Annotated in this window: 14 protein-coding genes and 3 pseudogenes; 5 read left to right on the forward strand and 12 right to left on the reverse strand. The window is 71.4% G+C overall.

All coding sequences use genetic code 11. The features are described 5' to 3' along the window. Window positions 1-27: 27 nt before the first annotated feature. Window positions 28-184: pseudogene (locus ACIREO_RS19765) on the reverse strand (alpha/beta fold hydrolase); the annotation flags it as partial. On the opposite strand from ACIREO_RS19765, the pseudogene ACIREO_RS19770 reads away from it, so the two are divergent. Beyond that, window positions 169-370: pseudogene (locus ACIREO_RS19770) on the forward strand (CGNR zinc finger domain-containing protein); the annotation flags it as partial. The pseudogenes ACIREO_RS19765 and ACIREO_RS19770 sit on opposite strands and share 16 nt — an antisense overlap. 93 nt (window positions 371-463) lie before the next feature. Here the strand turns inward: ACIREO_RS19770 and glpK are convergent. Further along, window positions 464-1,981, reverse strand: coding sequence for a glycerol kinase GlpK (gene glpK / locus ACIREO_RS19775; RefSeq protein ID WP_404111604.1), 1,518 nt, complete (start codon window positions 1,979-1,981; stop codon window positions 464-466). 23 nt (window positions 1,982-2,004) lie between these two features. Further along, entirely contained in the window at window positions 2,005-2,853 is an 849-nt protein-coding gene (locus ACIREO_RS19780) for an MIP/aquaporin family protein (protein WP_404111607.1), read from the reverse strand. Window positions 2,854-3,061: 208 nt separating this feature from the next. Between ACIREO_RS19780 and ACIREO_RS19785 the strand changes: the two genes are divergently transcribed. Then, the gene (locus ACIREO_RS19785) at window positions 3,062-3,778 is read left to right on the forward strand and encodes a TetR-like C-terminal domain-containing protein (RefSeq protein ID WP_404111610.1); all 717 of its coding nucleotides are present in this window, start codon (window positions 3,062-3,064) and stop codon (window positions 3,776-3,778) included. On the opposite strand, the gene ACIREO_RS19790 is transcribed toward ACIREO_RS19785, so the two are convergent. The 9 genes and pseudogenes from ACIREO_RS19790 to ACIREO_RS19830 form a co-directional block, all read right to left on the reverse strand. Then, window positions 3,706-4,986, reverse strand: coding sequence for a VWA-like domain-containing protein (locus ACIREO_RS19790; protein WP_404111613.1), 1,281 nt, complete (start codon window positions 4,984-4,986; stop codon window positions 3,706-3,708). The genes ACIREO_RS19785 and ACIREO_RS19790 overlap by 73 nt on opposite strands. Beyond that, on the reverse strand, window positions 4,983-6,266 hold the full coding sequence (locus ACIREO_RS19795) for an AAA family ATPase (RefSeq protein WP_404111615.1): 1,284 nt from the start codon (window positions 6,264-6,266) through the stop codon (window positions 4,983-4,985). Before ACIREO_RS19795 ends, ACIREO_RS19790 begins: the two co-directional genes overlap by 4 nt. Before the next feature lie 107 nt (window positions 6,267-6,373). Beyond that, window positions 6,374-7,765: a hypothetical protein gene (locus ACIREO_RS19800; RefSeq protein ID WP_404111618.1), complete on the reverse strand. Its 1,392-nt coding sequence runs from the start codon at window positions 7,763-7,765 to the stop codon at window positions 6,374-6,376. A gap of 157 nt (window positions 7,766-7,922) precedes the next feature. Continuing rightward, window positions 7,923-8,993, reverse strand: coding sequence for a glycoside hydrolase family 43 protein (locus ACIREO_RS19805; protein ID WP_404111621.1), 1,071 nt, complete (start codon window positions 8,991-8,993; stop codon window positions 7,923-7,925). A 177-nt stretch (window positions 8,994-9,170) separates the two neighbouring features. Then, window positions 9,171-9,962, reverse strand: a complete 792-nt coding sequence (locus tag ACIREO_RS19810; RefSeq protein WP_404111624.1) for an HpcH/HpaI aldolase/citrate lyase family protein — start codon at window positions 9,960-9,962, stop codon at window positions 9,171-9,173. After that, window positions 9,959-10,822: a hypothetical protein gene (locus ACIREO_RS19815; protein WP_404112001.1), complete on the reverse strand. Its 864-nt coding sequence runs from the start codon at window positions 10,820-10,822 to the stop codon at window positions 9,959-9,961. Before ACIREO_RS19815 ends, ACIREO_RS19810 begins: the two co-directional genes overlap by 4 nt. 81 nt (window positions 10,823-10,903) lie before the next feature. Continuing rightward, window positions 10,904-11,574 (reverse strand): annotated as a pseudogene (locus ACIREO_RS19820) (MFS transporter); the annotation flags it as partial. 29 nt (window positions 11,575-11,603) lie between these two features. Beyond that, window positions 11,604-12,407, reverse strand: a complete 804-nt coding sequence (locus tag ACIREO_RS19825; protein ID WP_404111627.1) for an alpha/beta fold hydrolase — start codon at window positions 12,405-12,407, stop codon at window positions 11,604-11,606. Window positions 12,408-12,456: 49 nt separating this feature from the next. After that, window positions 12,457-13,410: a LysR family transcriptional regulator gene (locus ACIREO_RS19830; RefSeq protein WP_404111630.1), complete on the reverse strand. Its 954-nt coding sequence runs from the start codon at window positions 13,408-13,410 to the stop codon at window positions 12,457-12,459. A 128-nt stretch (window positions 13,411-13,538) separates the two neighbouring features. On the opposite strand from ACIREO_RS19830, the gene ACIREO_RS19835 reads away from it, so the two are divergent. The 3 genes from ACIREO_RS19835 (at window position 13,539) to ACIREO_RS19845 (ending at window position 17,909) form a co-directional block, all read left to right on the forward strand. After that, window positions 13,539-14,747: a CaiB/BaiF CoA transferase family protein gene (locus tag ACIREO_RS19835; protein ID WP_404111633.1), complete on the forward strand. Its 1,209-nt coding sequence runs from the start codon at window positions 13,539-13,541 to the stop codon at window positions 14,745-14,747. 45 nt (window positions 14,748-14,792) lie between these two features. Further along, a complete protein-coding gene (locus ACIREO_RS19840) occupies window positions 14,793-15,959 on the forward strand; it encodes an acyl-CoA dehydrogenase family protein (RefSeq protein WP_404111636.1) in 1,167 nt (388 codons plus the stop codon). A gap of 393 nt (window positions 15,960-16,352) precedes the next feature. Beyond that, window positions 16,353-17,909, forward strand: a complete 1,557-nt coding sequence (locus ACIREO_RS19845) for a polysaccharide lyase family 1 protein (protein ID WP_404111638.1) — start codon at window positions 16,353-16,355, stop codon at window positions 17,907-17,909. Window positions 17,910-18,155 lie beyond the last annotated feature (246 nt).

The following is an 18,155-nucleotide window of genomic DNA, read 5'->3' on the forward strand; positions in this document are numbered from 1 at the left end:
GCCCGCGCCGGTGTCAAGATCGCGACCTCAGAAACGTGCGAATGATGCGGTGGTGGTCAGGAATCCGCGCACATATCCGGCCACGGTGTCCGGGTGGCTCTCGAGCAGGAAGTGCCCGCCCGCCGGGAATCAGATGGGCCTCCGCGTCGGGCGGGTCCCTTGCGAAGGCGCGTGCTCCGTCCGGCCGTGGAACTCGTGCTCGCGTGGGCGGACGTCGAAGAGCGCATGCCAGCCGTCCGTGACCGTGCGAGAACCCCGAATGCCGCCTCTTCCTTCTGGACCGCAGCCGTGCCGACACGCCGACACGGCACGGTGGTGCTCGATGAAGACCTGCGGGGACCGGCTCAAGGCCCGTCGGCACCAGGCCCGGGCCGCGGGAGACCCCGCGGCCCGGGTAGGGCGGTCACGGCAGGGGGCGGAACGTGGGGGCGGCGGGCCGTCCCGCGCACCACGTCCCTTCGGCTCAGGGGACCTTCACCCAGTCGAGCGTGCGTTCCACGGCCCTCTTCCAGCCCGCGTAACCGTCGGCGCGTTGTTCGTCGGACCACTGCGGCGACCACCGTTCGGACTCGTGCCAGTGGGTTCGCAGCTCGTCGGTGCTCTGCCAGAAGCCCGTCGCCAGTCCTGCCGCGTAGGCCGCACCGAGCGCGGTCGTCTCCGCGACGACGGGACGGCTGACGGGGACACCCAGGATGTCGGCCTGGATCTGCATGCAGAGGTTGTTGGCGGTGACACCGCCGTCGACCCTGAGTACGTCGAGGTGGACGCCGGAGTCCCGTTCCATGGCCTCGACCACGTCGCGGCTCTGGTAGCAGATCGCTTCCAGAGTGGCTCGTGCCAGATGCGCGTTGTCGTTGTACCTGGCCAGGCCGACAATGGCCCCTCGGGCGTCGGAGCGCCAGTAGGGGGCGAACAGGCCCGAGAACGCGGGGACGAAGTACATCCCGCCGTTGTCGTCGACCGTACGGGCGAGGTCCTCGCTCTCGGCCGCGGTCTTGATGATCTTCATCTGGTCGCGCAGCCACTGCACCGCGGATCCGGTCACCGCGATGGATCCCTCCAGTGCGTAGACCACGGGGCTGTCGCCGAACTGGTACGCCACGGTGGTGAGGAGGCCGTGCTGGGAGCGGACCAGCTCCGTGCCGGTGTTGAGCAGCAGGAAGTTGCCCGTGCCGTAGGTGTTCTTGGCCTCGCCGGGTGAGAAGCAGACCTGCCCGACCGTGGCCGCGTGCTGGTCGCCGAGGACCCCGCCGATGGGGATCGCGGCGCGCAGCGGCCGGGAGGTGCGCGTCGTGCCGTAGGCCTCCGGGTGTGACGAGGGGTTGATGGTGGGCAGCATCGCCCGGGGGATGCCGAAGAAGCCCAGGAGTTCGTCGTCCCAGTCGAGGGTTTCCAGGTTCATCAGCATGGTGCGGCTCGCGTTGGTCACGTCGGTGGCGTGGATGCCGCCGTCGGGGCCGCCCGTCAGGTTCCACAGGACCCAGGCGTCCGTGTTGCCGAAGAGGGCATGGCCCTTGTCCGCTGCTTCCCGTACGCCGTCGACGTTATCCAGGATCCACTGGATCTTGCCGGCGGAGAAGTAGGTGGCCGGTGGCAGTCCGGCCTTGTGGCGGATGACGTCGCCGCGGCCCGAGCGTTCGAGGTTCGCCGCGATGGCGTCGGTCCGGGTGTCCTGCCAGACGATCGCGTTGTAGTAGGGCCGCCCGTTGCGGGGGTCCCAGACGACCGTGGTCTCACGCTGGTTGGTGATTCCGATCGCCACCAGGTCGTCAGCCGACAGGCCGCTGTGCCGGATGGCGTTCTGCATCACCGAGTTGGTGCGCTCCCAGATCTCCACCGGGTCGTGTTCCACCCACCCGGAGCGGGGGAGGATCTGGGCGTGCTCCAGTTGATGCTTGGCGACTTCGTTGCCGCCGTGGTCGAAGATCATGAACCGGGAGCTGGTGGTTCCTTGATCCACCGCGCCGATGAAGTCCGCCATGATTGCCGCCTCTCCAGCCGGTGTTATCGGTCCTCGGACGCCGGGACACGTCCCGGTGGCTCCGGTTCCGCGGTGGGCAGGAACCGGCTGATGAGGCCCTTGTACAGACCCGCGCCGATCAGCCCGCCGACCAGCGGGCCCAGGATGGGCACCCAGAAGTACAGATTTCCGTACTGATCCCGCCATGCTCCGTTGTATCCGGTGATGAAGCTCGCCAGCCGGGGGCCGAAGTCACGCGCCGGGTTGATCGCGTAGCCCGCGTTGGTCCCGAAGGCCATTCCGATGGCGACCACGATCAGGCCGATGATGAACGCGCCCAGGTTCGCACCCGGCGGCGTGTTCAGCATGTCGGTGACGGCCATGATCAGCAGCAGCAGGATGGCGGTGCCGATGACCTGGTCGCGGAAGGCGCCCCACTCGTGCACCGGCAGAGCGGGGTTGCCGTTGGCGGGGAGCGTGGAGAACACCGTCTGCGTCTTGATGGTGTGTCCGGGGTCGGCCTTCGCCAGTGCCTCGCTGTAGTTCCAGCGCACGAGGAGGGCGGCCACGAACGCCCCGGCCGTCTGGGCGAGCGCGTAGGGAGCCACCTTGCGCCATGGGAATCCCTTGAACGCGGCGAGCGAGAGGGTCACCGCGGGATTGAGATGGGCGCCGCTGAGCCTCGCCGCCACGTAGACGCCCAGAGTGACACCCAGGCCCCAGGCCCAGGCGATGCTGTCGTGGTCCCCGAGGCCGCCGGGCGGATCGGTCAGGGCGCTGCCCGCCGAGACCTGGGCCACCACACCGCAGCCGAAGAGAATCAGGATCATCGTGCCCACGAACTCGGCCGACAACTCGCCCGGCAACCCGGACCATGCACGACGCTCAGCCATGGAAGCTCGCCCTCCGCCGGTGAGACCGGCCGTCGACTGCCCAGCAGTATGAGCAGGCTAAGGCGACTCACATAGGAGCGCATATCGGGGTGAAGTCTGTCGCCCGGGCCCCTTGCGGAGTGCGGCTAACGCTTGTAGCTTTACAACTGTAAGTCAACTGGCGAAGCGTGAGGGAGCTCCACCATGACCAAGGCCGTCATCGTCCCCGGTGCCTGACGCGATGGGCACCCCCGCCGGAACGGCGCCGTCCCGCCGCGCCACCCGCCCGCGCAACCGCCGTGGAGAGGGCGCCCATCTGCGCGCCGACATCCTGTCTGCCGCGACCGGCCTTCTGGACCGGGGTGACGAACGGACAGTGACCCTGCGCGCCGTGGCCAGGGCAGCAGGGATCGCCGCCCCCTCGATCTACCCGCACTTCCCCAACCGGCCCGCCATCATGCTCGCCGTGGTCCGTGAAGCCTTCGCCGACCTGTCCGGCCGGCTCGAGGTCGCCGTGGACGACGCCGACGACGCCGAACGGGGCCTGTACGCCGCCTGCCACGCCTATCTCGGCTTCGCCGCCGCCCACCCGGTCCGCTACCGGGTCATGTTCGGCGGACTCCGGGACCCCGACGACGGCCTGGCCCGCCTCGGTGCGGAAATCCCGCGGATCCTCGCCGGCGCGCTCACCGGCTGCGTCACCGCCGGCCGCTCGACCAGCACCGACCCCTACGACGACGCGGTCGCCCTCTGGCTGAGCCTGCACGGGCTGGCTCACCAGCGTGCTGTATCCCTGGCCTTCCCCTGGCCCGCCAGCTTCGTGCGGAGCCTCGTCGCCCCGCTCTCCCGCACAGCCCCGCCCCAGGACAGCCCTCAGCCGATGCTCACCACCCTCGCCCACGACGGCGGCCCGGCCGGGACGTACTCGGGATCGCACTCGGTGTAGGACGAACGCGGCTGGTGCCGGCCGAACAGGCCCACCACCGTCCGGCACGGCGGGCGCCGGGACGGCCAGGGGGTCTGGCCGTCCGTCAGCATCACCACGACGTCCGGGCGGGGACGGGACTCCAGGGCGCGGGCGAAGCCGGTCCGCAGGTCCGTTCCGCCGCCGCCCAGCAGCTCGACACCCTCCGTACCGCCGCACAGGGGGCGGACCCGGCCGGCCGCCGCGTCGCACGGCAGTACGCCGACGAGGTCGCGGCGGCCGCCCACGGCCCGTGAGATCGCGGCCACCTCCAGCAGTGCGCTGCCCAGCTCCGCGTCGCTGACCGAGCCCGAGGTGTCGATCACCACGACGACCCGTGTCGGCCTGCGCCGCAGGCTCGGCAGAATCGCGCCCGGGACCGCCGCCGAACGGCGCGCCGGTCTGCCGTACACGTAGTCCTCGCCGGTGCCGGGCGCTGACGCCGCCGACCGTACGGCCGCTCCGAGCAGCTCCCTCCAGGGCTGCGGCGGGTGGAACGCCTCCTCCGCCCACCGCCGCCACCCGGCAGGCGCACTCCCCGGACGGCCGACGATGCCCTGCGCCACCCGGAACCGCACCGCGTCCCGCTCCTGTGTGCTGAGCCCGTGCGCCCCGTCCGGGCCGAGATCCCACGCGCGCGTCAGACCGTCCGCGCCGCTCCCGCACTCCAGCCACGCCAGGTGGGCGGTGTGCGGTCCGAGCCGGAACTGGCGGAGGTAGTCCTCCATCAGTTCTCCGTCCTTCAGCCCCAGTGCTCCGGGCCGGACGGCTCCCTCGGGTCCCACCAGACCCTCACCGAAGATGTCGTCGTTGATCTCGCAGTCGGCCGCGATGTTCATCCGTAGCCGCTCCGCCGGCCCGGTCAGCTCGTGCCGGTGAGCGTAGCGGTCACCCCGCCCGTGGTGGTCGCGCAGCAGGTGCGACACCTCGTGCACCCAGACGCCGGCCAGCTCCTCCACGGGCGTGCGGTCCACGAAGGCGGGTGAGACGTAGCACCGCCAGTACTGATCGACCGCCATCGTCGGAACGTCGCGGGACTCCACGGGGTGCAGGGCGAACAGCGCCGTCGCCAGGTACGGGCGCACGCGCGCCGCCTGGAGGCGGGCCGCGAAGAGCTTCCCGGTGTCCAGCGCGTTCTCGGGGACGTGGCAGGCGCGCGCGGCCGGTCTCCCGGGGGCGGGCGCGTTCACCGGCCCGCCCGTGGGACGCCGAGGGCACGGACCTTCGCCCGGTCGGCGCGCTGCGACACGGCCACCGCCCCGGCGAGCCCCTCGATCGACACCGGTACCTCCCAGTCGTCGCGGCGCAGGGTCGCCAGCGTGGTCGCCGGAACGACCAGCAGGTCCGGAGCGCCGGTCTCGGCCGCCCTCGCCAGCAGTGCCCAGGCGGCATCCCACCGGCTCCGCTCGGGGCGGGAGCGGACCGCGGCGACCACCGCGTCCAGCGTCGCCTGCCGCAGATCGCCACGCTCCGGGAGCTCCGCACTCCCGGGATCGGCCAGCAGGTCCTCCGGATCGGGCAGGTCCATCCTGTCCAGGTAGGCCAGGAACTCAAGTCCGGGCCCGTCCCCGACCGTTCCTCTGACCAGCATGGACAGGACGTCGCGCGACGCGTCGGCGGCGGTCGCGAAGGCGGTCAGGCACAATGCCATGTCCCAGCTGCGAGGTGAGGGCCACGCACCACCGCGCTGGGCCTCTCCCGAGGGCAGCCGGTGCACGAGGGCGGGCCGTGCGCCCAACAGGCCGCACACCGCGCGGCGGGCGAACGCCACGGCCTCGGGCAGCCTGTCGGCGTCGAGCACCGGCAGCGTGGCCCGGGGCCAGACTCCGCCCAGGCCCCGTACCACCACGTCGGTGTCGTGGACCCACTGCAGATGGACGAACCGGTTGGCGAGCGGAGGACTCAGCTCCCAGCCGTCGGCGGCGGAGGACCGGGGGTTGGCGGCGGCCACGATCCGGACGCCCGGCGGCAGGCGCAGCGCGCCGACCCTGCGTTCGAGTACGAGCCGCAGCAGTGCCGCCTGCACGGCCGGCGGGGCGGTGGACAGTTCGTCGAGGAACAGCAGGCCACGACCTGCCCGCACCAGCCGGACCGCCCAGTCCGGCGGAGCCATCGGGACACCGTCCGAAGCCGGATCGTCCCCGATGACGGGGAGACCCGAGAAGTCCGACGGTTCGTGGACGCTGGCGATCACCGTGGTCAGCGGCAGGTCCAGAGTGGAGGCGAGCTGGGTGAGCGCGGCCGTCTTGCCGATGCCGGGTTCGCCCCACAACAGCACCGGCAGGTCGGCCGCCACAGCGAGGGTCAGCGCCTCCAGCTGCGGGTCCTGACGTGGGGCAGTGGTCGTGTCGCGCAGCAGGGCGAGCAGGGCGCCGGACACGTCGAGCCGGGAGGCCTGAGCAGAGGGGGCAGGGGTGGAGGGGGCCGTTTCGGAGAAGGGAGTTCCGGCGAGCGGGGCGTACGTGGTCATGAGGCATCACCTGGGGGGTCGTCGAAGGCGGTTGGCGTCCGGTGGAGCGGGCGCGCGAGGGGTGCGGCGGGAGGGCGGACGGGTCCTGCGGAACCGTCGCCCGGGGGTCAGCGGGAGGCCGCCTGCCGGGGCCGGGAGCGGTGGGCAGGGGGCCGGGAAGCCGTCGGTCCGGGCGGCTCGCGCCCCGGTCCTGGCCGCAGGCCCGCCCTGAACAGGCCGTGTCTGACCCGCTGTCGGGCGGCATCGTGCAGTACGTCGCGCAGCTCGCCGTCCCGGAGCAGCGCCCCGGTACCGAGCATGCTGTCGATCAGGGCCAGCGCGCCTGCCGAATCCCCGTGGGCCAGCCGGTCACGGACATCGGTGAGGCAGTCAGGCCGGCGATGCGCCACGTCGATGACCTGAAGGCAGGGGAGAGGTGTGCCGGTGAGCGCGGCGAGCAGCTCCTCCCGCCGGATCTCGGCGGGATCGTGGTCCAGCGGGACCAGCACCCCGTCGACCAGGCCGATCCGGTGCCGGGCGCTCCGGCAGTCCACGACACGCGGCGCGGTGTCGCTGTCCGCCTCCGCACAGGGGCCGGTGGCGGTGGGACGTGGTGTGCCGGGCGCCAGAGCCGCCGCGACCAGAGGGTGCAGTTTGTCGGGTGCGATCCAACCGCCGCGCAGCAGCTCCAGATCGGGCAGGACCCACGTGGCGGCGTCGGGCAGGACAGGAAGTTTCGTGCAGGCGCCTGCCCGAGCGAACTCGGCCGACCGCACCTCGGGCGTCGTGCCTCCTCCTCCCGAGGCCGCCGCAGAGGTGCGCACCTCCAGGAGGAGACGTCTACGGGCGCCGAGGCGGACCGCGACACGGCCCCCGCCCGGACGTCTCTCCGCCGTCAGCAACAGCGCCGCCTCGGCTGCCCACCGGTCGGACGCGAACCGCTCCCTGCCCGGCAGGGACGAGGCCCACCGTCCTGCGGGCCCCCCGGTCACGGAGCGCTCGCGCAGTTCACCACTGCGGCTCGCGTCCCACAGGTGGCGGTGCAGATCCAGACGGAACCGCTGGTCCGGCGGCCGGTAGCCGCGAGGTCCGGGCGACGCGTGTCCGTCCCACAGCGTCAGACTGATCCGCTGCCCGGCCTCCGCCCACCTGGGCGCGGTGCGCGCGACGAGGTGGACCGGGCGGGCATGTGAGGGATCGTCGTACCGGACGAGCGTGAGCGTCGTACCGGGCCGCAGGAATCCGTCAGGTGCGGTCCTGGGCATGTGCCACCGCAGCAGGTCGGGTGCGAGCCGACGCAGGTCCGCCCGGAGACGGGTGGTCAGATCGCTGCCGTGGACACGTCCGACGGTACGCAGATCGAGGTCGACGTCGAATCCGGCGGCGGCACACGCCCCCGCCCAGTCGCCGGCAGTACGCCGGGCCGTCACGGTCTCGATCATGGAGGGCGGCACGGCGATCTCACGCACGCGCAGCCAGAATGCAAGGCGGTAATCCTCGAACGCGGTCTCGGTGAGCATCAGCACTCACCTTGCGCGGACGGGACCCCCAATCTGCGGACACATTGAGTAGTCATCGGCGGGAGCGTAGTCCGAACCCGTGCGGAGGGCCACACCTTTTCCGGACGATGCCGCGTTGAGCGCCCAGGAAGACGGCGGAGCGCCGGACTTGTGCGTGTTACTCGAAGAACTTGAGGCTCCAGCCGGTGCTCGTCCCGGCGCCCGGGACGTTCGCGCGGCTGTAGGTGGTGCCGCCCCACCAGCTGAACGTACCCGTGTACCAGTACCGGTTGGCCCACGAGTACGGCGTTCCCTTCGCGACCGCGTGGAACATCAGCGGGAACCGCGGGCCGGCCGGCGGGCTCGTGCCGATGTCGCCGTCGAGCAGGACGAAGCTGTGGTGGCCGGGGCCGTCGACGTACAGCGTGGGATCCCAGCCGGACATCATCGTCGCGCGGTTGGAGCCGAACAGGCAGCCGTTCGACTTGTACCAGTCCCAGACGTACGTCGGGTCGCCGCCGGACCGGAGCCTCAGGTCCGCCAGGCAGTACTGGTCGCTCCAGCTGCCGTTGGCGGAGTACACGATGTGCAGCTGTCCGTCCGGGTCCTTGATCGCCTCGGGTGCCTCGTTGATGAACGGGTTGCCGATCACCCGTTCCCAGCTCTCCCGGGGCTGGGAGATGACGTACCGCGCGCCGGTCGGCGTGGTCGGGCTGCTCATCCTGGTGATGTAGAGGTTCTGCTCGACGTCGGTGTCGCCTGCCCAGCCGGACCAGACGAACCAGCGCTGCCCTCCGAAGGTGAACAGGGTGCCGTCGATGGCCCATTTGTCGTCGGGGAGCGCGAGTTGCGTGTCGGCGGTGTACCCGCTGTCGGGTGAGGCCGAGCTGATGACGTACATCCGGTGGGCCGCACCTCGCCCGGCCGCGAAGTAGACGTAGTAGCGTCCGCCGTCCCTCACGATCTCCGGGGCCCAGACCTCGCCGAGGCCGCGGGAGTCCGACCAGACCTGGCGGGCGGGGGCAGAGGCAAGGGCGTCCGTCGACGAAGCCTGACGCGCGGCGATGCCGCCCCCGGCCGACTGCACCGAGATGTACGTACCGCCGACCCGGAGCACGCTGGGGTCCGCGGCCCGCAGACCGGTCTGGCCTGCGTGCGCCGACTCGGCGGAGGAAAGGGACATCGCCGCGGCGAGTACGACGGACAGCGTGAAGGCCGCGACACCGGAAAGGCAACGAGAAAGCCTCATCATCCCGCTCCATCAGTTGGCCTCGGGGCCGACGTGGCACCGGGGGAGGGGCTGCCGACTGCCCCGTCGGCATGTGCATCGATGAGAAGAGCGCTCTCTCAGCATCCTGATTGGACCTGCACATGTCAATCGTGCGGTGTGTGATCCACCCGGCTCGGCCCCCGGTGCCCCAGGCTCCTAAGGCCGCGCCAGGATCCTGTGGGCGCGCTCCAGCACCGGCTTGTCGACCATGTGGCCGTCGACGGTCGTGACCCCTCCCCCGGCACCCAGGACCGCCCGTGCCCAGCGCAGTTCGGCCTCCGTGGGGGCGAAGCCGGCGGCTGCCGGGGCGATCTGCGCCGGATGGACGCAGAGCTTGCCCGAGAAGCCGAGCCGACGGGCGTGTGCCGTGTCCGCGGTCAGCGCGTCGGCGTCCCGCACCGCGGTCGTGACGCCGTCCACCGGTGGGCTGATGCCCGCTGCCGCCGACGCCAGGACGAGGCGGGAACGGGCGTGGGCCAGAGCGAGGGTGTCGTCGGGAGCGACGCCGAGCTGCAGGGCGAGGTCCACGTTGCCGAACGCGGCGCGGACGACACCCGGCACGGAACACACCTCGAACGCCCGCTCGGCGCCCAGTGCCGTCTCGATGAGGGCGATCAGGGTGCAGCGGGCGGCGATCTCCGCGAGGACCGCCGGGTCCTCGGCCTTGGGCACCATCACCGGGCAGCCGAGACCGGCCGCCATGCGCAGGTCCGCCTCGAACCACGGGGTGCCGGGCGCGTTGACGCGTACGACCGTACGGTCGCCGAGCCCCGGCCACTCGGCGGTGGCCGAACGGGCCCGGTCCTTGTCCGCGGCTGCGACCGCGTCCTCCAGGTCCACGATGACGAGGTCGGCGCCGGAGCCCGCGGCCTTGTCGAAGCGGTCGGGGCGGTCGCCCGGTACGAAGAGCAGGGTGCGGGCGGCCGCGATCAGGACGGTCGTGCTCATGCGAACGTCACCTCGGCGGTGGCGTGGCGCGCGTCGCGGTGGGTGACCGTGCGCAGCTGGGCGCCCACGCCCGAGAGGCCGCCCTCCGCGAGAAGGTGCTCGCCCGCGAACGCCGGGCGCAGCAGCCTGAAGGAGAGCGTGCCCACCTGGCGGCCGGGGGCCTCGCGCCGGACCACGTCCAGCATGAGCAGGGCGAGCAGTGGGCCGTGCACGACGAGACCCGGATAGCCCTCCGTGTTACGGCAGTACGGGGCGTCGTAGTGGATGCGGTGGGCGTTGGCCGTGAGCGCGCTCAGCCGGAACAGTAGCGTCGGGTCCGGCTGGAGCCGGAGCTGCCAGGGTTCCTGCGCGTCCGGGGCCGTGCGGTCGTCGACGGTGGCCGGGTGCCGCACGCTGCCGCGCCCGGACCGGTAGACGATGTCCTGTTCCTCGACCAGACAGGTGCGGCCGAACTGGCGGAACTCCTGACGCTCCGTCACGAAGAGCAGCTCGCCGCTGCGGCCGCGCTTCGGGGTCACCGAGCCCAGGCTGCTGACGCGTTCGGCCGGCTCGCCCAGGCGCAGGGGCCGGACGAACCGGCAGCGCCCGCCGGCGAACATGCGCTGCCGGTCGGGGAGCGGCGGGAGGAAGCGCGCGTCGCGCAGGTGCCCGTCAGGGCCCAGCTCGTGCTGGGCGGGCCAGTGGAGGAAGTGGAACCACTGCCACAGCGGCGGCAGAGGATCACCGGCGTCCGCGGCGGGGCCGGGCAGGTCCAGGAGGGCGGACACGGCGGCGGCGGGTCCCGGGTCCATCGGGTCGTGAGCGGTGACGGGCTCGGGGTGCCAGGTCTCGACGTAGGAGCTGAGGGGGGCGGGCTGCATGGGGTCGGACCTCGGTTTCAGGAAGGGGACGCGCCATCCCCAGCTGTGGAGCTGGTCCTCGGTGAGCAGGTGCTGGAGGACGATCGCCACGAGCAGCGCGGCCAGCTGGCCCATCACGATGGAGACGTACTGGAAGCTGGAGTAGAAGCCGCGCCGTCCCACCGGAGCGGCCTCGGAGAGGTAGGAGGCGCTGGAGCCGAACTCACCTCCCACGGACAGCCCTTGGCCAGCCGGGCCTGGACCAGCAGGGCGGGGGCCCAGAGACCGATGACGTCGTGGCCGGGCGCGAGAGCGATGGTCAGGGACCCGGCACTCATGAGCGTGACCGACAGGGTCAGCGCACGGCGCCGGCCGAACCGGTCCGCGTATGCGCCGAGCAGCCAGCCGCCGAGGGGCCGCATGAAGAACCCGACGGCGAAGACGACGGCTGTGGAGAGCAGTTGGGCCGTCCAGTCGCCCTCGGGGAAGAAAACCGACGCGAAGTAGATGCTGAACGTGGCGTAGGCGAACCAGTCGTACCGCTCGATGAGGTTGCCCAGACAGCCGCGGACGACGTTCGCGGTGACGCGGGAGCGGTCGGGCGTGGGGAGTGCGGATGTGCGGCATGGGAAGCTCCGTTGCTTTCGTCGCCCAGGGGGGTGGTGCTGCGGCTCGGGAGGCCCCGCTCGGCGGCTCAGGTGCCACACATCATGAGCACTGATGAACGCAGAAGAACAATAGAAATCGGTGATGGACACATGACTCGTCCGCATGACGGGAGCCGGGCCCGCAGGCGCGGCTCTCAGCCGAGGAACTCACGGACCAGGGCCCCGGCCGCCTCCCGGTGCTCCTCGAAATAGGCGTGCCGGGCGCCGGGAAGGAGATGGGCCCTGGCATCCGGGATGCGGGCCGCGAGCAGCGGGACGTTCTCCGGAGGCGTGAGCCGGTCCTGGTCGCCGTGCAGGATCAGCGTGGGGGCGACGACGGAGGGGAGAGCGTTCCACGCGTCGTGCCGGTTGCTGGCGACCAGGTGGCCGCGCCGGGCGTGCGGTGGCATGCCAGGATCGCCGAGGGTCCCGTACGGGACCGGGTGCTCGGCGATCCAGCCGGGGCTGTACATCAGCTCGGTCAGGGTCTGCCGTACGGCGTCCGGGTCGGGCTGGGCCAGGGCCCGTCGCACCGAGGCGTCGCGTTCGACGGCCAGGGGCCCGCCGGGGGAGGTGCATCCGAGGACGAGCCGCCGGACGCGTTCCGGGTGGCGGGCGGCGACCCACTGGGCGACCCGGCCGCCCATCGACGTGCCGTACACATCGGCCCGCTCGATGCCCAGGGCGTCGAGGACGCCGACCACGTCGTCGGCGAAGCGCGGCGTGGAGTAGCCGTCGCGCGGGGCGTCGCTCGCGCCGGTGCCGCGGTAGTCCAGCGTGATCGTGCGGGCGGTGCCGTGGAAGTCCTCGCGTACGCCGTCCCACCAGTGGTGGTTGTTCGCCTGGCCCGCCAGGAGGACGAGTGGGCGGCCTGCCTCGTCCCCGCGGCACTGGTACGCCACCGACACCCCGTCATCGGTGCGGGCGAAGGCATCAGGTCGTTCATCGGTACCGGTCACAGGATTCCCTCCAAGTGGTGTGCGTGGCCGTGGTGCGCTCGGTGTCGGCTCAGGCGGCCGCGCCCGGCCCGTCCGAGGCGTGCAGCCGCGCCGAGGGCCACCGCCCCTGCGCCACGGCCGCCTTGACGCGCCGGACCAGTTCACCGGCGACCACCTCGACGGCGGGCGGAACGCGTCCGTACCGCGGGGTTCCCAGCACGATCGAGCGCCACACGTCGGGTTCGCAGAGCGGCGCGGCGCTGAGCGTGCCGTTCGCGACGTCCTCGGCGATGCCGACGCCCGGCAGCACGGTCCAGCCGTGCCCGGCCAGCACGAGCTGCTTCTGCACGCGCATCGCATTGGTCTGTACGGCGATGTCCATCGCGCTCCCTGACCGGGCGGCCGCCGCGTCGATCAGGGTGCGCAGAGCATGGCCGGCGGCGGGCATCACCAGGGGACGCGCCGCCACGTCGGTGAACGCGACGGGGCGGTCGGCGCGCAGCCCGGCCGCGGCCGGTGCCACCGCCCACAGGCGTTCCCGCACCAGGGGGCGGGCGTTGAGGGAAGGAGAGCTGTCCAGGTTGTACAGCAGGGTCAGGTCCAGATCGCCGTCGTCGAGCCACTGCTGGAGATGGCCGGAGTATCCCGTCATCAGCCGCAGTTCCACGCCCGGGTGGGCCGCTCCGACGGCCGACACCAGTGGCTCGGCGAGCAGGTCGCTCGTGCTCTCCAGCAGTCCGACCGTGACGATGCCCGTCACCTCTCCGGGGCTGGGCTGCACCTCGGCGCGCGCCCGCTCCAGCTCGTTCAGGGCCCGGCGCGCCCGGTCGACCATGATCCCGCCGGCCTCGGTGGGCCGCATCCCCTGTCTCGTGCGCTGGAAGAGGGCGACACCGAGCTCCTCCTCCAGGGTGCGGATCTGCCGGGTGACGGCCGGCTGCACCAGGTGCAGCAGCTCGGCGGCGCGTGTCACGCTGCCCACCTCGGCGACCGTGACGAGTGCCTTGAGCTGCTTGACGTCCATGGAGTGCGTCCCTCTTCCGGCATCCGCGGCCCGCATGGCAGCATCACGGATTGTTATTTCCCTTGGCTTCACATGAGTGCACATGATGGTACTCCCGCTCGGGTCACCGACCTTCCGAAGGACTACGCATGGCCGAGAACGCAGCGCCCGCCGATGACCTGCCGCTGTCCGGCATCACGGTCGTGAGCATCGAGCAGGCGGTGGCCGCTCCCTTCGCCACCCGCCAGCTGGCCGACCTCGGAGCGCGGGTGATCAAGGTGGAGCGCCCGGGTGACGGCGACTTCGCCCGCCGGTACGACACCACGGTGCACGGTCAGTCCAGCTACTTCGTGTGGCTGAACCGCTCCAAGGAATCGATCACCCTGGACCTGAAGTCGGAACAGGGGCGGGAGGTCCTGGAGGAACTCCTGGCGCGGGCGGATGTGTTCGTACAGAACCTGGCGCCCGGAGCCGCCGCACGCATGGGTCTGAGTGCCGACGCCCTGGCGAAGCGGTTCCCGGCGCTGATCCCGTGTTCGGTCACCGGCTACGGATCGAGCGGGCCGTGGGCCGACCGGAAGGCGTACGACCTGCTGGTGCAGTGCCAGACCGGTCTGGTCTCGCTGACCGGCAGCGCCCAGGAGTCCGCCAGGGTCGGGGTGTCGGTCGCCGACATCGCCGCGGGCATGTACGCCTACAGCGGCATCCTCACCGCGCTGTTCACGCGGGCCACCCGTGGTTCCGTACGCGCCGTGGAGGTCTCGCTCTTCGAGGCGCTGGCCGAATGGATGAGCCAGCCCGCCTACTACACCGCGTACAGCGGGGCGCAGCCTCCCCGGGTCGGCACCCGGCACGCGACCATCGCCCCGTACGGCACGTACACCGCGGCCGACGGCAAGGACGTGCTGCTCTCCGTGCAGAACGAACGCGAATGGGCCGCCCTCTGCGAGCGGTTCCTCGGCGCCCCCGGCCTCACCGGCGACCCGCGCTTCGCCACCGGATCCGCGCGGGTCGGCCACCGCGAGGAGGTCGACGCGCTCCTGGCCGAGAGGATCGCCGCGTCGGACAGCGGCGAGGTCATGACGCTGCTCGACGCCATCGGCATCGCCAACGCCCCTGTCAACGACGTGAAGCAGTTCCTGGAACACCCCGTTCTCGCCGGCCGGGACCGCTGGCGGGACGTGCCCGTACCCGGTGGAGAGGTGATGTCGGCCCTGCTGCCGCCCGTCGACCTGGCCGGCACCACCCCGCGCATGGAGGCCGTGCCCGCCGTCGGCGAGCACACCGAACGGATCCTGGCAGAGCTCGGACACACCCCCGCCCGCATCGACGCCCTACGGGCCCGCGGCGCCATCTGACCACCCCGCACGCGAGCAGGATTGCGGCGAGGAGGCCGCCCCCACATGAGCACCCTCGACATCCTTTCCGAGGACGAGCAGTTCATCGTCAGCACGGTGCGCGACTTCGTCGACAAGGACATCAAGCCCGTGGTGCGGGAACTCGACCACACCAACACCTATCCCGAGGCCCTGATCGAGCAGATGAAGAAGCTCGGCATCTTCGGCCTCGCCGTCCCGGAGGAGTACGGCGGCACGCCGGTGTCGACCCCCTGCTACGTCCTCGTCACCGAGGAGCTGGCGCGCGGCTGGATGAGCCTGGCCGGTGCCATGGGCGGACACACCGTGGTCGCCAAGCTGCTGCTCCGCTTCGGCACCGAGGAGCAGAAGCGGCGCTACCTGCCCCGGATGGCCACCGGCGAGATCCGGGCCACCATGGCCCTGACGGAGCCGGGCGGCGGCTCCGACCTCCAGGCCATGCGCACCGTCGCCCGTAAGGACGGTGAGGGGTACATCGTCGACGGCGCGAAGACCTGGATCACCAACTCCCGCCGCTCGCAGCTGATCGCCCTGCTGTGCAAGACGGACCCGCAGGCCTCCCCGGCGCACAAGGGGATCTCCATCCTGCTCGTCGAGCACGGACCAGGACTGACGGTCTCCCGCGACCTTCCCAAGCTGGGTTACAAGGGTGTGGAGAGCTGCGAACTCTCCTTCGAGGGCTACCGGGCGGCGGCCGACGCGGTACTCGGCGGGGCCGAGGGCGACGGGTTCGGCCAGATGATGAAGGGCCTGGAGACCGGCCGTCTCCAGGTCGCGGCCCGCGCGCTCGGCGTCGGCCGGGCGGCGCTGGAGGACTCCCTCGCCTACGCCCAGGAGCGGGAAACCTTCGGGAAGCCCATCTGGAAGCACCAGTCCGTCGGCAACTACCTCGCCGACATGGCGACCTCGCTCACCGCCGCCCGCCAGCTCACCTTGTACGCGGCCCGCGAGGCGGACGCCGGCCGTCGTGTGGACATGGAGGCGGGCATGGCCAAGCTGTTCGCCTCCGAGACGGCCATGCAGATCGCCCTCAACGCCGTACGCATCCACGGCGGTTACGGCTACTCGACCGAGTTCGACGTGGAGCGCTACTTCCGTGACGCCCCGCTGATGATCGTCGGGGAGGGGACCAACGAGATCCAGCGCAACGTCATCGCGAGCCAGCTGGTCAAGCGGGGAGGGCTCGACGCCTGAACGCGGGGGGCCTTACCGAGGCCGCCCCCCCCGCGTCTCGGTCAGGCCGTGTCCCGTGTGGGCCGGTCTGCGTCGAACTCCGTTGATCCGGACAGACGTTGACGTTCCGCCGCGTCGGACGAACCCGGATGCCGTGCATGTCATGAACCTTGTCAGTTGACGGTGGGCGCTCTATTGTCGCGGGAAGAAAGCGCTTTCCCCTCCTGGTTCCGCCCGGTGGAAGCGTCCGCCGCGACGGCCGTCGCGACGGACACGCACGAGCCGCCACCGGTCCGGCGCAGGGCTCACGCACAACAGCCGACGAGGCTGCCCGGTGACCACCCGGCAGTCCCGCCGGTCCGCCGTTGCGACCGCGGCGAAACCCAGCACGTGAAGACGAATGGGGACACGAACATGAGACGACCACTCGCACTGCGACTCAACGCCGCGCTGGCCACACTGGCCGTGGCGGCCGCGACCGGTGTGGTGATGTCGATGCCCGAGGCCTCAGCGGCGGTGGCCGGGAGCGCCACCGGCTACGCGTCCCAGAACGGCGGGACCACCGGCGGTGCCGGCGGTGAGACGGTGCGGGCTACCACGGGGACCGCGCTCCACGCGGCCCTGTGCGGCCGGGCCGACAGCAGCACCCCGATCACCATCGAGGTCGAGGGCACGATCAACCACGGCAACACCACGAAGGTGTCGGGCGACAGCTGCAACACCGCGGCCGGTGTGATCGAGCTCAAGCAGATCAGCAACGTCACGATCGTGGGCGTCGGCAGCGGAGCCGTCTTCGACCAGCTGGGCATCCACATCCGTCAGTCCAGCAACATCATCATCCAGAACGTGACCGTCAAGAACGTCAAGAAGTCCGGCTCGCCCACGTCCAACGGCGGTGACGCCATCGGCATGGAGAGCGACGTCCGCAACGTCTGGGTCGACCACTCCACGCTCGAGGCGTCCGGCGGTGAGTCGGAGGGGTACGACGGCCTCTTCGACATGAAGGACAACACCCAGTACGTCACGCTGTCCTACAGCACCCTGCGCAACTCGGGCCGCGGTGGCCTCATCGGGTCCAGCGAGTCCGACACCTCCAACGGGTACGTCACCTACCACCACAACCTGTACGAGAACATCGACTCCCGCGCGCCCCTGCTGCGCGGCGGCATCGCGCACATCTACAACAACCACTACGTGAACCTCACCAAGTCCGGTATCAACTCCCGGGCCGGCGCGCGCGCCAAGGTGGACAACAACTACTTCCAGGACTCCAAGGACGTGCTGGGCACGTTCTACACCGACGAGGCCGGATACTGGCAGGTCAGCGGCAACACCTTCGACAACGTGACCTGGTCGGAGCCCGCCGACGACAACAACCCCGCAGGGCCCGACCCGGAGTCCAACACCACCGTCAGCATCCCCTACTCCTACAAGCTCGACGGCGCGAGCTGTGTGCCGGGGATCGTGGCCGAGACGGCGGGGGCCAACAAGGGGCTGAAGGTGTCGGACGGCAACTGCTCGCCGCAGACGCCGGACCCGACCGACCCGACACCGGACCCGACGGACCCCACGCCGGACCCGACCGACCCGACGGACCCGCCCACCGGGACCAACCTCAGCCTCGGTGCCGGAGCCGACGGCTCCAGCAAGGCCAGTGGATCCAGCTACGGCAACGTGCGGGACGGTGACATGAGCACCTCCTGGTCGCCCGCCGGCTCGACCGGTTCCGTCTCGGTCAAGTGGGGCACCGCGACCTCCGTCTCCAGGATCAATGTCCGCGAGGCGTCGGGCTCCACCGGCAGCATCGGGTCCTGGAGGGTCGTCAACGGCGACACCGGTGCCGTCCTGGCCTCCGGCAGCGGAGCCGGCGTCATCACGGTTCCGCAGACCTCACTGAAGAAGGTCACCATCGAGATCACCGGCTCGACCGGTACCCCGAAGGTCGCCGAATTCGAGACGTACGCCGGATAGCCGCGAGGTCCCGGTGTCCGTCCGCCGCCCCGACGGATCCCCGGGGTCCTGCGGGGTGGCGGAAGCGCGCGAGGCTGTGACGCCTCGGACCGCGGCCGGCTGCTGATCGCCCGCACGGGGACCGTCGAATGCGACGGTCCCCGTTCCGGGTGCCGAGGCTGGGGCCCGGCACCTCCCTGCCGGGCCGTCCGGTCCTTCCTCGCTGCCCCGGTACGCGCCCGTCCTGTCCCCGATGTCCGGCCGGTG

This window comes from Streptomyces sp. NPDC102441 (genome assembly GCF_044765585.1).
Taxonomy (GTDB): domain Bacteria; phylum Actinomycetota; class Actinomycetes; order Streptomycetales; family Streptomycetaceae; genus Streptomyces.

Bases quoted from the DNA above. Each gene is read 5' to 3' on its own strand.
- glpK (WP_404111604.1), bottom strand. From the start codon at position 1,981: ATGGCGGACTTCATCGGCGCGGTGGATCAAGGAACCACCAGCTCCCGG.
- ACIREO_RS19780 (WP_404111607.1), bottom strand. From the start codon at position 2,853: ATGGCTGAGCGTCGTGCATGGTCCGGGTTGCCGGGCGAGTTGTCGGCC.
- ACIREO_RS19795 (WP_404111615.1), bottom strand. From the start codon at position 6,266: ATGACCACGTACGCCCCGCTCGCCGGAACTCCCTTCTCCGAAACGGCC.
- ACIREO_RS19800 (WP_404111618.1), bottom strand. From the start codon at position 7,765: ATGCTCACCGAGACCGCGTTCGAGGATTACCGCCTTGCATTCTGGCTG.
- ACIREO_RS19805 (WP_404111621.1), bottom strand. From the start codon at position 8,993: ATGAGGCTTTCTCGTTGCCTTTCCGGTGTCGCGGCCTTCACGCTGTCC.
- ACIREO_RS19810 (WP_404111624.1), bottom strand. From the start codon at position 9,962: ATGAGCACGACCGTCCTGATCGCGGCCGCCCGCACCCTGCTCTTCGTA.
- ACIREO_RS19815 (WP_404112001.1), bottom strand. From the start codon at position 10,822: ATGCAGCCCGCCCCCCTCAGCTCCTACGTCGAGACCTGGCACCCCGAG.
- ACIREO_RS19830 (WP_404111630.1), bottom strand. From the start codon at position 13,410: ATGGACGTCAAGCAGCTCAAGGCACTCGTCACGGTCGCCGAGGTGGGC.
- ACIREO_RS19835 (WP_404111633.1), top strand. From the start codon at position 13,539: ATGGCCGAGAACGCAGCGCCCGCCGATGACCTGCCGCTGTCCGGCATC.
- ACIREO_RS19840 (WP_404111636.1), top strand. From the start codon at position 14,793: ATGAGCACCCTCGACATCCTTTCCGAGGACGAGCAGTTCATCGTCAGC.
- ACIREO_RS19845 (WP_404111638.1), top strand. From the start codon at position 16,353: ATGAGACGACCACTCGCACTGCGACTCAACGCCGCGCTGGCCACACTG.